The 13,318-nt window shown below is 43.6% G+C and carries 15 protein-coding genes; 7 read left to right on the top strand and 8 right to left on the bottom strand.

Annotated elements, in window-relative coordinates; translation table 11 throughout:
• From ACTHS8_RS02660 to hemB, 4 genes are all read left to right on the top strand, one after another.
• On the top strand, window positions 1–357 hold a 357-nt coding region (locus tag ACTHS8_RS02660; protein WP_440372903.1), incomplete at its 5' end, for a DUF4870 family protein.
• Between the two features lie 3 nt (window positions 358–360).
• Window positions 361–1,233 (top strand): EamA/RhaT family transporter, encoded by an 873-nt coding sequence (locus tag ACTHS8_RS02655; protein WP_440372902.1) that lies wholly within the window; start codon window positions 361–363, stop codon window positions 1,231–1,233.
• Between the two features lie 160 nt (window positions 1,234–1,393).
• Entirely contained in the window at window positions 1,394–2,104 is a 711-nt protein-coding gene (locus tag ACTHS8_RS02650) for a DUF6973 domain-containing protein (RefSeq protein ID WP_440372901.1), read from the top strand.
• A gap of 32 nt (window positions 2,105–2,136) precedes the next feature.
• Window positions 2,137–3,138, top strand: a complete 1,002-nt coding sequence (gene hemB / locus ACTHS8_RS02645; protein ID WP_063075307.1) for a porphobilinogen synthase — start codon at window positions 2,137–2,139, stop codon at window positions 3,136–3,138.
• Window positions 3,139–3,332: 194 nt separating this feature from the next.
• Here the strand turns inward: hemB and ACTHS8_RS02640 are convergent, their stop codons facing one another.
• The 8 genes from ACTHS8_RS02640 to ACTHS8_RS02605 all read right to left on the bottom strand — a co-directional run bounded on the left by ACTHS8_RS02640 (window position 3,333) and on the right by ACTHS8_RS02605 (window position 9,546).
• Window positions 3,333–3,863, bottom strand: coding sequence for a hypothetical protein (locus tag ACTHS8_RS02640; RefSeq protein ID WP_063075308.1), 531 nt, complete (start codon window positions 3,861–3,863; stop codon window positions 3,333–3,335).
• 300 nt (window positions 3,864–4,163) lie between these two features.
• Window positions 4,164–4,688, bottom strand: coding sequence for a hypothetical protein (locus ACTHS8_RS02635; protein WP_063075309.1), 525 nt, complete (start codon window positions 4,686–4,688; stop codon window positions 4,164–4,166).
• 9 nt (window positions 4,689–4,697) lie between these two features.
• Window positions 4,698–5,957, bottom strand: a complete 1,260-nt coding sequence (locus tag ACTHS8_RS02630; protein ID WP_440372900.1) for a lipase — start codon at window positions 5,955–5,957, stop codon at window positions 4,698–4,700.
• Window positions 5,954–6,610 (bottom strand): hypothetical protein, encoded by a 657-nt coding sequence (locus ACTHS8_RS02625; protein ID WP_063075311.1) that lies wholly within the window; start codon window positions 6,608–6,610, stop codon window positions 5,954–5,956. Before ACTHS8_RS02625 ends, ACTHS8_RS02630 begins: the two co-directional genes overlap by 4 nt.
• A 408-nt stretch (window positions 6,611–7,018) precedes the next feature.
• A complete protein-coding gene (locus ACTHS8_RS02620) occupies window positions 7,019–7,537 on the bottom strand; it encodes a DUF4189 domain-containing protein (RefSeq protein ID WP_440372899.1) in 519 nt (172 codons plus the stop codon).
• Between the two features lie 18 nt (window positions 7,538–7,555).
• Window positions 7,556–8,539 carry a lipoyl synthase gene (gene lipA / locus ACTHS8_RS02615; protein ID WP_070591250.1) on the bottom strand — a complete coding sequence of 328 codons (984 nt, stop codon included), beginning with the start codon at window positions 8,537–8,539 and terminating at the stop codon, window positions 7,556–7,558.
• 129 nt (window positions 8,540–8,668) lie between these two features.
• Window positions 8,669–9,271, bottom strand: coding sequence for a lipoyl(octanoyl) transferase LipB (gene lipB, locus ACTHS8_RS02610; protein ID WP_049344799.1), 603 nt, complete (start codon window positions 9,269–9,271; stop codon window positions 8,669–8,671).
• On the bottom strand, window positions 9,271–9,546 hold the full coding sequence (locus ACTHS8_RS02605; protein WP_154953681.1) for an HP0495 family protein: 276 nt from the start codon (window positions 9,544–9,546) through the stop codon (window positions 9,271–9,273). The genes lipB and ACTHS8_RS02605 overlap by 1 nt, the downstream gene beginning before the upstream one ends.
• A gap of 213 nt (window positions 9,547–9,759) precedes the next feature.
• Between ACTHS8_RS02605 and lon the strand changes: the two genes are divergently transcribed.
• The 3 genes from lon to ACTHS8_RS02590 all read left to right on the top strand — a co-directional run bounded on the left by lon (window position 9,760) and on the right by ACTHS8_RS02590 (window position 13,295).
• Entirely contained in the window at window positions 9,760–12,219 is a 2,460-nt protein-coding gene (gene lon / locus ACTHS8_RS02600; protein ID WP_440372898.1) for an endopeptidase La, read from the top strand.
• Window positions 12,220–12,404: 185 nt separating this feature from the next.
• Window positions 12,405–12,674: an HU family DNA-binding protein gene (locus ACTHS8_RS02595; RefSeq protein WP_003683413.1), complete on the top strand. Its 270-nt coding sequence runs from the start codon at window positions 12,405–12,407 to the stop codon at window positions 12,672–12,674.
• Window positions 12,675–13,025: 351 nt separating this feature from the next.
• Window positions 13,026–13,295 (top strand): FeoA family protein, encoded by a 270-nt coding sequence (locus ACTHS8_RS02590; RefSeq protein ID WP_003746882.1) that lies wholly within the window; start codon window positions 13,026–13,028, stop codon window positions 13,293–13,295.
• Window positions 13,296–13,318 lie beyond the last annotated feature (23 nt).

The raw sequence follows: 13,318 nt of genomic DNA, 5'->3' as shown, positions 1-13,318 counted from the left end.
AATACGGCGGCGAATGTGGTCAATACGTCCAACTCCGAAGTGAAAAACTATGTTTTTATCGCTTATGTAACATACGCTGTGGGCTTATTGATTTTGTTTACGCCCGTAATCGGTGTAATTTTGGCGTTTATCAAGCGCGATGAAGCGCAAGGCAGTATTTACGCCAGCCATATTGATTGGCTGATTAAGACATTTTGGGTGTCTTTGATTGGTCTGCTTTTAGGACGATTAACTATACTTATCTTGATTGGTTGGCTGATTCTGTTGGTAACTGCCATTTGGTTTATTTATCGCGTAGTCATCGGACTGATTAAACTGAATGAAGATAAGCCCATCTCCACTAAAGGATGGTTCTAGAGCATGGCATATTTGTTAGCAAGTATCGTTTGCAGCGTGTTGGTTTCCGTATTGCTGAAAGTGGCGCGCAAGCAAAAAATCAATATCGAGCAGGCGGTGGCGGTGAACTACATCGTTGCTGTCACTTTGACCATGCTGGTGTTAAAGCCTGATTTAAGCAATCCGCAGGTATTTTTGCCGACTTGGTGGCTTTTTGCGGCCTTGGGCATTTTGCTGCCAACCGTGTTTGTCATTATGGGCAAATCCGTAGATGCGGCAGGTATCGTCAAATCGGACGCGGCGCAACGATTATCGCTGTTTCTACCGATTGTCGCTTCATTCACGCTTTTTCATGAGCAGTTGACCGAAGGCCGTCTGATCGGTTTGGTATTGGCATTTACGGCACTGTTTTTCTTGCTTTGGAAAAGCGATGGCGGCAAGAAATCCGGCGGTCTCAGTACGCAAGTGATGCTGCTTTTGGGCGTTTGGTGCGGCTATGGTGTCATTGATATTTTGTTCAAACAAGTGGCGAAAAGCGGTACCGCGTTTGCCGGTAATTTGCTGGTGGCGTTTTGTTTGGCCGGTATCTTGATGTTTGGCTACCTGTTTGCCAAAGGAAGCAAATGGACTAAAGAGGGCATAGTGGGCGGTATGATTTTAGGCTGCCTGAACTTTTTGAATATTGTTACCTATATCTCAGCACACCAAATCATGAAGGATAATCCGACCTTGGTATTTGCCGGTATGAATATTGGCGTAATTGTTTTGGGTACGCTGATTGGTGCGGCAATATTTAAGGAAAAAATCAGCAGCATTAATGCAGCCGGTATCAGCATTGCTATTTGCTCGATAGCCTGTTTGTTTTACTGGCCGCAGATTCGTAGCTTGGTAGGCTAAAAATACTTAGGCCGTCTGAAAATTTTCAGACGGCCTTATTTTTATTATAAAATAGCCATTCATGCGCCAATTTGGCCGTATGGAAATTATTTTGCGCTTACGGGCGTTTCTATGTTAAACAAAGAAGTTGAACTCACACAATAATATCGATAGTTACATCATGAAACATATTCAAAAACACATTCAATGCGCCGTTCTCGGCATGCTGGTATTGTCTGGCTGTCAATCGTATCAGGAAGATCAAAGCCGCCGCAGTAAAATGGCTCAATTCGCGCTTAACCATCCCGTAGCTGCCCAAGTTATCGGCATGGAAGACGAAGGCTTAATCAATATGACCAGCAATGCCGCACGTTTTGCCGAGCGTTCAGGTTTGGACGACAAAGCAAACGGCGACAGCAGGGGGACACAAGTCAATGCCGTACGCCAAGCATTGTGGCAGGCGGCGATTGCTTCCAAATTTGACAGCATTATTGCAGAAAAAGCAGGTAATGCGCGTCTGACGGATATGGAATTGCGTGAAGGTAAAGACGACTACTTCAGCCGTTACCTTGCCGACCAAGCGGCCGATCAGCGCAACAACCGTATCGGCCGCAGTATCGGCAGTGCCAAGCCTGACAGCGATATGAAAACGCTGGCGGCAAGCATTTTGTTCTACTACAACAAAGTAGGTTTATGGACGGCTTCCGAAGTGAAAAACCGTTGGCACATCAAACAGGAAAAACTTTCAGACGGCCAGTATGCCGAGGCATTGAAAAATATCGCCAAATTGGATCAAAACGGCATGACCGAACAGGAGCGCAGCGGTTATAAAACTGATACGCTCAACGAAATCAAACGTTCGGTTAAGGCCATGCGTCAAGTCGAAGACTGATTTTAAGACTTCATCATTTAAAGGCAATTATTATGAATTTCCCTCCGCGTTATGTCTCAAACACCCGTATGCGCCGTATGCGTAAAGATGATTTTTCACGTCGCCTGATGCGCGAGCATACTTTGACGGCAGATGATTTGATCTATCCGGTTTTTGTATTGGAAGGCCAGAATCAGGAAGAGGCAGTGCCATCCATGCCCGGCGTCAAACGCCAAAGTTTGGACAAATTGTTGTTCACTGCTGAAGAAGCACTGAATCTCGGTATTCCTATGCTGGCTTTGTTTCCCGTAGTAACGCAAAACAAAACCGAGCTTGCGGAAGAGGCTTATAACCCTGAAGGCTTGGTGCCGACAGTGGTACGAGCCCTGCGCGAGAAATTCCCAGAGCTGGGTATCATGACTGACGTTGCCTTGGACCCTTATACCATTCACGGCCAAGACGGTTTAACCGATGAAAATGGCTATGTCCTCAACGATGAAACCATTGAAGTTTTGGTAAAACAGGCTTTGTGTCATGCTGATGCAGGCGCACAAGTCATTGCCCCATCCGATATGATGGACGGACGTATTCTTGCCATCCGCGAAGCTTTGGAAGATGCCGGACATATCCATACGCGCATCATGGCATATTCGGCAAAATATGCTTCAGCATTCTACGGTCCGTTCCGCGATGCTGTTGGCAGCTCCGGCAATTTGGGTAAGGCAGACAAGAAAACCTACCAAATGGATCCTGCAAACACTAACGAAGCCTTACACGAAGTCGCATTGGATATTCAAGAGGGTGCAGACATGGTAATGGTAAAACCAGGTCTGCCGTATCTGGATGTCGTCCGCCGAGTTAAAGATGAGTTCGGCGTACCGACTTATGCTTACCAAGTTTCCGGCGAATATGCCATGCTTCAGGCTGCCATTCAAAACGGTTGGCTGGATGGTGAGAAAACCATTTTGGAAAGCCTATTGGCATTCAAACGTGCCGGCGCTGATGGCATTTTGACTTACTATGCGATTGAAGCGGCAAAATTGTTGAAGAAGTAAAATAAAGAAATAAATCAAAAAAGCGGCAAACAGTGTTTATCCTGTTTAGCCGCTTTTTTGCATTACTTAAGATTGGCCCAATCATTATATTTCAGACGGCCTGGATACGAACAAATGTATAGTTATTAATAGATTAATTGAGATCTAAGTTACTGAATTTCAAATTATGCAATTTTGAAATTTATGGTTTGTTTTTAATAATATCGTCTGGTACCTAAGGCTTCTAATATGTTTTCAAGTAACGGCATGGTAATGAACGACAGTATCAATGAAGATATAATGCTTATCAAAATAATTTTATTTAAAAATTGAGCATATTGAGTTTTTGAAAAAGCCAAAGCCACAGCAATAATGAAATACAGTAATGTCATGAAAGGTGGGAACGCCAAGTAGTAAAAAGCAGCACTGCATATCACGCTGGATAAGATGATTTTGCTTAATTTGGACAGTTTCTCAAACTCAAGAGGCACGATAACTAGTGAAAGCACAAATGGTTTAAAAAATAGATAATTCATTTGTGTAAATAGTGGATCAAATGCCCAATATTCTTTTATGCGGACGTATTTCAAAAAAATAAAGGTATGTAGGAATATAGATAGTAATACACCATAGAAAATAACTTGTTTTCCAAGCTGCTTCTTAGAGTAGAATCCAGCAAGCCTGATAAAAGCAATGACAGCTGCAACTAAGCATAGACCCATTAGGAGGAAAAGGATAAATCCCATTTTTTCTCAATTTGTTATAAATATCGGTGGATTGAATTTTTAGTTTTCTTTAGAGTCCGACTAAGGTTTATTTTTTGAAAATCTAAAAAAATCTTGTATAGTAATTTTGACCAAATAAAGGCCGTCTGAAAAATAGCCTACTGATTTTTCAGACTAAGTAGCCTAGAAGGTGATCCGAATGTCCAATTATTGAATATTCAAGGAGGAATAGGGAAAATAAAGGGGAGATTTAGAACAAAACAGCTGAAATCCTGTATTTGGATCTCAGCTGTTGGGTAGAGTTTTTGCCCAGGCATAGACTTATTGATCCAATCGGATTGACTTACCTTTTATTTTGGTGCAAATACCTCCATCCTCTCCACATCGCACCAGTTTACCATTATCAATAGCTTTATTAATTTCTTCAACCCATTCTATACGTTTTATCTGGGTATTAGCTAGTTGAATAGAATAAACTATCGTACCTAAACATAATAGAGCAGTTAGGCCAAATAGGGTGATTGATGCTATTACCAAATATTTTAAATTTTTAGCTGATTGCTGCTGCTGCTTTTCAATTTCACGAGAATTTTCGAGCAACCATCTTCCACTTGTCTCCATTCTTTCGGTAAATTTATCTACAGACTGATTTATACCACGATGTACTTCTTCTGCTGCAGTTTGCTTAATAGTATCTACTGAGCGGTTCAAATCGGTAGTCGCTATATTCAATTCTTCGAATGCTTGTGAAATTAATAGTTCAGCATTTTTTGCCCGCTTTTCCGTTTGTCCAGCTAAAGCAATGATATTATCAGTCAGATGATCAATTTTTTGGTCTAGATCCATATGCTTTCCTTAGCTTCGAAATATACCTGAAGCCCTTGATTGCTCTTCAGCCAATCTCATACTTTCCTGTTCCTGAAGCATTTTTTCTGTATTTTGTTGTAAACCTCGATTAATGTTGGAAGCAAGTAGACTGTCTAGCGAATGTTGCATTGTTTTGTCGTCTGCTAATAATGCTGCAAAACCGTATTCACGGAATTCTTTAGAGGAAGCATTTGAAGCTAAAGGTTTGCTAAGATCAAGTTTATTTGCATCAGCATAAATAGTTTTATCGCTATGAGGATGTTTACCCTTATCTTGCATAAGATGCATTGACCGACTATCGAATATAGATTTTGGAGTAGGCGCACTATTAATAAGCTCCTTAATCTTTTCCTGATCTCTATCGTATTTTTCTGTCATGTTACGCAGGATTTTCATTTTTTCAAAAAGATTGGCATTCGCAAAACTAGCTGCAGCAAATAAAGTTTTTGAGGTAGCTACATCACCTCGATAGTCTGAAATCATAAATTTATTTGCTTCAGCAAGTTGGCGAGCACGAGTGTAATTATGTTCAGACAGGATCGAATCTTTACCCACAAAATGATCAGATGAGTGAGTTTTATATGATCTTGCTGCTGCAGTCACTGCATGGTAAGCAGACGTATTGCTTTTATTGTTATAGCCAGATTTTTTTAATGGTGCAAGATCGTCTTGTTCGGCTAGAATGATAACTTTGCCGTAATGCGGATTAGCAGAAGAGACGGCATCTGCAGCTTTAACGTAATTAGTTACATCACCGTTACCCTGTCGCACACCATGCATACGGACAGCGCCATATGCATTAAAGGTTACTCCTTCATGACCAAAGCGATATGTTTGAATTTGAACGTGTGTCCCACCGAGTGAATGTCCGGTATGGGTAACAGAAGGTTTGGGTAAATATGGGCGATTACGATGAAATTCTTCTGCTTTTGCAATAGCCATGCGTGTTAGTTTTTCTGCATCGGCTGATTGATTATTCATACTTCGGGTAACCATTTTTAAGTCTGTATACCCATCACTCAAATCATTAAGACTGATTAAGGTTCCTCGATGGGCAGCGATAAAGTCATTGGTACGGACATCTTGATATACAGCACCATAATATCCAGTTTTCGGATTATTCCATACAGCAGCCACTTTATATTCATTACCTCCGATTTTAATAGTTTCGTTTCCTTTGGTAACGGAGCGTGAGATATAAGCATCTACAGCCAAATCGGCATATTGTTGTCTGGTAATTGTACTCATGGTTGAATTTCCTCTAAAGAAACGGTAATGCTGAATTTTTCTTTGTCTTGATCTGGATTATATAGCTCTGATGGTGTTATGCCGTAATGAGTAGGATCATCAATATTAATAGTACCGTCTTCTTTTTTTGAAAAAGGATATGGTCGTGTTGAGAAGTATTGTGTCAGTGATTTTTTACTCAGTAGTTTTTCCAATATATCGCTAAAATTAAATCTAGTTTCTTCTGGTTTCCCCGTTGCTGATAGTGAAAATCCAAATCCTTCAGGGTTCCAGTGACAAACTCCGTTACCAAAGTAGTCTTCATTTAAAACAGCATCTGCATATATAATGGATTCATATTCAAACTCATTGATTTGATGGATATCAAACTGCACATTTTTTTCAGGATGGGCGGGAGCTCCTTCAATTTTATTGATAATGTATGTGCAATCCTCAGCTTTATAGCCAACACCCATCTTTCCCATGAGTTTTAAGGGGCCTGGAGCATCATTAATTTTAATTTTGAGGCGGTATGCCTGTTTAGGCTGAGGATTTAAATGAAATTTGGCTTCTGTCTCTTGTTGAATACTCATACTGTTCTCCGAATTACTACAAGCACTTATGCTGGAAATTGAAAGCAGGGCTGCAGTCAATAATACGGTCATCGGTTTCATTAGATAGTCCTATTGGAATAGAGAAGATAGTCCGAAGACTGGTGCAGATGGCTTTTTATTTTACACGAATAAACTAGTGAATCAACATATTAATCATTTTGGACATTTCTTTATTGTCGGGAGAAGGCATTTTTAAGAAGCCTTTGATAGGAAATTATTGTTTTGTGGACACACTTTTTTGCAAAGGTCTCGGCTTGTGCGGTTTGCTGGAAGAAAGTGCTCATGAGAAATCCCCTAAATGTCTTGGTGGGAATTTAGGGGATTTTTGGGAATTTTGCAAAGGTCTCAGGCCGTCTGGAAACTGCTGCAGACGGCCTTTTAATTATATACTAATAAATTTGCGAACTAACTTATTGATTATTTCAGAATGCGCAATATATTTTTCTACTATTGGAAAATCATAATATTTTAATTAAAGTTAGGAATTGAGCATCCTGCTGATTGAAGAATTCTGCATTCTTTTGCCCCTTTTTTGATACAACGGCGCAGAGCATCATCTTCCGTTTCTCCAGGGGAAGCTCCGCTGCCAGTAGTTACAAAATATTTCCCTTCTAATTTTCCTTCTGCTACGGCTAAACAACCATTCTTGATCCACGTAACCACTTTACAGGGAGTGTTACGGCTACCTTTTTGACACTGCTCAATCGCTTTCTTTTTGGCCATATCTAAAGATATTTGATTTATGGCTCCTCCAAAATGTGCTGCTTGACGACTCAAAGCCAAAGCCCCATATAAGGAAGGAAGTTCGACATCAACATTATAATAAATGATTTCTGTGGGTGGAGCAGATCTATTTTTAGAACCGCAATTTGGATTATATCCATATTGACACAAGGTAGGGTCGTTTTGCAGGGCGCCTCTTGTGGCATCATAGGCATAAGCATTAAAGCTTAGTAAGCCTAAAAAAATAACAATCATTTTTTTCATTATGATTTTTCCTGTTGTTTAGTGGTGGCTACACCCGCCGTGGGTTTCACGCAAAGCTTCGGCTGCTTGTTCATCTGCATGGTAGCTGGAACGAACCATTGCGCCGATGGCGGCATTGGTAAAGCCCAATTCGTATGCTTCTTTTTCAAAAACTTTGAATTGGTCGGGCGTTACATAGCGCAAGACGGGCAGGTGGCCGTCTGAAGGTTGCAGATATTGGCCGATGGTAATCATCTCGATATTGTTGGCACGCATATCGCGCATGATTTCGCGCACGTCCTCGTCTGTTTCGCCCAAGCCGACCATGATGCCGGATTTGGTCGGAATATGGGGCATCATTTCTTTGTAGCGGCGCAGAAGCTCGAGGGAATGTTGGTAGTTGGCACCCGGACGGGCTTTTTTATACAGGCTTGGATGGGTTTCCAAGTTGTGGTTCATCACGTCGGGCGGCGTTTCTGCCAAGATTTCCAGTGCGATGTCCAGACGGCCGCGGAAATCGGGAACAAGGATTTCGATTTTGGTATTCGGGCTGGTTTCGCGGATGGCTTTAATGCAGTCGGCGAAATGTTGGGCGCCGCCATCGCGCAGGTCGTCACGGTCGACGGAAGTGATCACGACATAGCGCAGGTTCATGGATTTGACGGATTCGGCCAAGTGTTTAGGCTCGTCAGGATCCAACATGTTGGGGCGGCCATGGCCAACGTCGCAGAACGGGCATCGGCGGGTACAAATATCACCCATGATCATGAATGTGGCAGTACCCTTGGTAAAGCATTCGCTGATGTTTGGACAAGATGCTTCTTCGCACACGGTATGCATTTTTTGTTCGCGAAGAATGTTTTTGATTTCAAAGAATTTCTTGCCCGGTAATTTGGCGCGGATCCATTCGGGCTTTTTCAATTTTTGTTCCAATGGAACAACTTTAATCGGAATACGTGCAGTTTTGTCTGCACCTTTTAGTTTGATGCCGCGTTTGGGGTCGTGTTTTACTTCTTCACTCATGGTGATGTGTTCTTTCTGTCGTTATAAAGGCCGTCTGAAAAGCTGATTGCGGCCTTTATGGCCTAAGGGCTTGTGGGTTCAGAGGGGCTGTTAAAGGATGGCGTTGGGGCTGAATATTTTCAGACGGCCTTATGCCAGCTCTTTTTGTAAATGCTTGGTCAGTTTGTCTGCAACTTCTGCCAAGCTGGGTGCCGGAGAGACATAGTCGGCAATTTGGGTCATTTCCATACCGGCATAACCGCAAGGGTTGATATGGGTGAACGGACTTAAATCCATGTTCACGTTGAGGGCCAAACCGTGGTAAACAGAGCCGTCTTTGATACGCAGGCCAAGGGAAGCGATTTTACGCTCGCCGACATAAACGCCGGGGCGTTTAGGGTCGGCTGCTGCTTCGATGCCGTATTCTGCCAAGGTAGCGATGATGCTGTTTTCAAGTGCGGAAACGATATGGCGGACACTGGTTTTACGGCGTTTGAAATTGATCATCGTATAGACGACCAGTTGACCGGGGCCGTGATAGGTAATTTGACCGCCTCTGTCGATTTGGACAACGGGAATATCGTCGCGGATGAGGAGGTGTTCGGGCTTGCCGGCCAAGCCTTGGGTAAATACGGGCGGATGTTCGACCACCCATAGTTCGTCTTCGGTATTTTCGTCACGCGAGGCATTAAATGCCTTCATGGCTTCGAAAGTCGGCAGGTAATCGACCAAGCCTTTGTGCACGATTTTCATTACAGCACCACTTTTACCAATTCGTGTGCAGTCAGGTCGCGGTAGATATTGTCGAGCTGCTCTTGGTTGTCGACATTTACTTTGACGGTTGCACCGGTGTAGTTGCCTTTGCTGCTTGGGCGCGTAGTAATGTGGTGCGGCTCGGTATCGGGAGCATGTTTGCGCACGGTTTCCAAGATGGCGGATTCAAATTCCGGATGAACCGCGCCCATGACTTTTACAGGGAAGGTGCAAGGGAATTCAATTAATGATTTTTTTTCGGTTGAGTCTGTCATGGTTTACTACCTTGTTTGGTTAGCCAGGGCCGTCTGAAAAGTTTTCAGACGGCCCAAAATCCGATATATTTTATCGTAAACGTCCATATCGGGCTATTAAAAATGATGTTTTCGAAAATAGGTGCGGATAAGCTGTTTTCAAGTCTTGAAATGGAGCGCTTCAGCCCAATTTTGAGCTACATTCTGATTTAACAATGATTGAGATTATTAACTATGCCGACAAAAGACAAATATTTCGAGGAATACAGTGCGCTGGCTACTTTGCCTTTACGCGATGTCGTGGTGTATCCGCATATGGTATTGCCGCTGTTCGTCGGTCGTCCTAAATCGATTGCGGCCCTTGAGGCGGCAATGGCCAATGATGATCCGGTTTTCCTGTTGGCCCAGCTTGACCCTAATACAGAAGACCCTAAAGCCGAAGATTTGCACCAAACTGGTACTGTTGCCCAAGTTTTGCAGGTTTTGAAGCTGCCTGACGGTACCGTTAAAGTATTGGTAGAAGGTATCCGTCGTGCGCGCGCGTTGACGGTTGATGAAACAGGAGGATTGTTTTTGTCTCATGTTGAGGCGATTGATGAGAATAGCGACAAGGACAATCCTGAAATTGAGGCCTTGCGCCGTACTCTGCTGACTCAATTTGAGCAATATGCGAAGTTGAACAAAAAAATCCCTGCCGAAGTTATCAGCACCATCAGCAGTATCGATGACAACAGCCGTCTTGCCGATACTATTGCCGCGCATTTGCAGCTGAAATTGGAGCAGCGTCAATATGTGCTGGAGACTGCCGGCATTGTTGAGCGTTTGGAATTTCTGCTGGCTCAGTTGGAAGCCGAACTCGACATCATGCAGGTTGAGAAACGCATTCGTGGCCGTGTGAAACGTCAAATGGAAAAATCCCAACGCGAGTATTACTTGAATGAGCAAGTGAAAGCGATTCAGAAAGAGTTGGGTGAAGAAGACGAGCGCGGCGAGCTGGATGCGCTGGAAAACAAAATCAAAGAAGCAGGCATGAGCAAAGAGGCTGAAGAAAAATGTCTGTCTGAATTGAAAAAACTGAAAATGATGCCGCCGATGTCTGCGGAATCTACCGTCGTGCGCAACTATATCGATACTTTGCTTGAGCTGCCGTGGAAGAAAAAATCCCGTGTCAGCAAAGATATTGCCAAAGCTGATTTGATTTTGAATGCCGACCACTATGGTTTGGAAAAAGTCAAAGAGCGCATTTTGGAATATTTGGCCGTTCAAAAACGTATGGACAAGCTCAAAGGCCCGATTTTGTGTCTGGTTGGTCCTCCGGGGGTGGGTAAAACTTCCTTGGGTGAGTCGATTGCCAAAGCGACAGGCCGCCAATATGTGCGTATGGCCTTGGGCGGCGTGCGTGACGAAAGCGAAATCCGCGGCCACCGCCGTACCTATATCGGCTCTATGCCGGGCAAAATCCTGCAAAACATGGCGAAAGCGGGTGTGAAAAATCCATTGTTCCTTCTTGATGAAATCGACAAGATGGGCAGCGATTTCCGTGGCGATCCGGCCAGTGCTTTGCTTGAGGTGCTGGATCCTGAGCAAAATAACAAGTTTGCCGACCACTATGCCGAAGTCGATTATGATTTGAGCGATGTGATGTTTATTGCCACTTCAAACAGCTTGAATATCCCGACTCCGCTGCTTGACCGTATGGAAATTATCCGTCTGTCCGGTTATACGGAAGATGAAAAAATCAATATTGCCATGCAATACCTTGTGCCGAAACAAATGAAGCGCAATGGTGTGAAAGAGGGCGAGTTGGTGGTTGATGAAAGTGCGGTGCGCGATATTATCCGTTATTACACCCGCGAAGCCGGTGTCCGCTCGTTGGATCGTGAAATTGCCAAAATCTGCCGCAAAGTGGTAATGCAGGTTACTTTGAATGAGGACAAGAAAAAAGCGTCCAAATCCAAAACAGTAAGCAAGGCCAAGCCTAAAGCGATTAAAGTTACTGAGAAAAATCTGCATGACTATCTAGGCGTGCGCCGTTTCGACTATGGCGTGGCCGAAAGCGAAAACCGCATCGGTCAGGTAACCGGTCTGGCTTGGACTGAAGTCGGTGGCGAGTTGTTGACTGTTGAGGCGGTTGCCTTGCCGGGCAAGGGTACGATTCAATGTACCGGCCAACTGGGCGATGTGATGAAAGAATCAGTATCGGCCGCATGGTCGGTTGTCCGTTCCCGTGCCGAATCAGTGGGTCTGGCTCCTGATTTTTACGAGAAGAAAGACATTCACGTCCATGTGCCGGAAGGTGCGACGCCGAAAGACGGTCCAAGCGCAGGTATTGCCATGACTTTGGCGATGGTTTCTGCCTTTACCAAAATTCCGGTGCGTGCGGATGTGGCGATGACCGGTGAAATCACTTTGCGTGGCGAAGTGTTGCCGATCGGCGGTTTGAAAGAAAAACTGCTGGCTGCTTTGCGCGGCGGCATCAAGCATGTATTGATTCCGAAAGACAACGTCAAAGATTTGGAAGAAATCCCTGAAAATGTCAAAACCGGTCTGACCATCCATCCGGTCAAATGGATTGATGAAGTGTTGGCTTTGAGTCTGGAAACTCAGCCTGAGCAATGGGTTGCCGAATTGGCAGTTGCCGAGACCGTGCAAACTCCTAAGACAAAGTCAAGAACAAAAGCAACCAAGCATTAAGTTGGCCGTCTGATGTTGCAAAAAATGTGGTTTTGCCCTGAATGCCCCAAAAATAGGGCAATTCCACATTTTTTACTTGACATGATAATTTCAGAATTGCTATAAAGTGCGTATGTGCTTTGAAAGCGCTCAAGCCCCGAGTATTCGGGCATTTCATCATTTTTTACGATAGGAAGGGACTAATTGTGAACAAGTCTGAATTGATCGAAGCAATTGCTCAAGAAGCCGGCATTTCCAAATCTGCTGCGCAAAAAGCTTTGGATGCTACTACTAATGCCGTAACCAATGCGTTGAAAAACGGCGACACTGTTACTCTGGTCGGTTTCGGTACTTTCTACGTCGGCGAACGCGCCGAACGTCAAGGCCGCAACCCTAAAACTGGCGAGCCTTTGACTATTGCTGCTGCTAAAACTCCTAAATTCCGTGCCGGTAAAGCATTGAAAGACGCTCTGTAATTTAGAGTCTTTCCCTGAATGGGAATAAAAAACCGATTTGATTCGGTTTTTTATTTTGAAGGCCGTCTGAAAGTTTTCAGACGGCCTTTAGTTTGTTGAGTGTATAAAAAGGCTGAAATCCTAATGATAAAAGGATTTCAGCCTTTTTAGTTTATCTTGTTACATTTGACTTTTACATTAATAAGATTTATCATTAGCAAAGAAAATAACAATACTTAAAACAAACCGCACTTATCGAAAGAAGAGGCAAATAGCCACTCATAACCAATCTTTCAAATGTGCCACACATTCATCATACTTCTCACGTTTTTTCAATAATCTATTTTTAAAACAAAAAGAAAAGAGAGACTTATGTCTGCTGTTCCTTTGTCGCGCCTGAAAAAAGGCGCAGTCGTACATATTGATTCCATTGCTCCCAATCCTGTTTTTGGTGATTTGGATACCTTGGTAACCCGTCGTCTTGCAGATTTGGGTTTTTCCAGCGGAATGCCGTTGCAAGTGATTGCAGTGGGTGGTTTTGGGAGAGGCCCGTTTGCGGTACGTTTGGGTAACCAATCTCAATTTTCCCTGCGTTCGGAAGAGGCCGGGAAGATTATGTGTCGTATCGTTGAGGCCGTTTAAGGCCGTCTGAAAGAATAAGGAAA

Source organism: Neisseria sp. P0016.S008, from assembly GCF_051957775.1.
Lineage (GTDB): Bacteria > Pseudomonadota > Gammaproteobacteria > Burkholderiales > Neisseriaceae > Neisseria > Neisseria flavescens_B.
The sequence above is the reverse complement of the archived record's forward strand: the minus strand, read 5'-3'. Positions and strand labels throughout refer to the sequence as shown.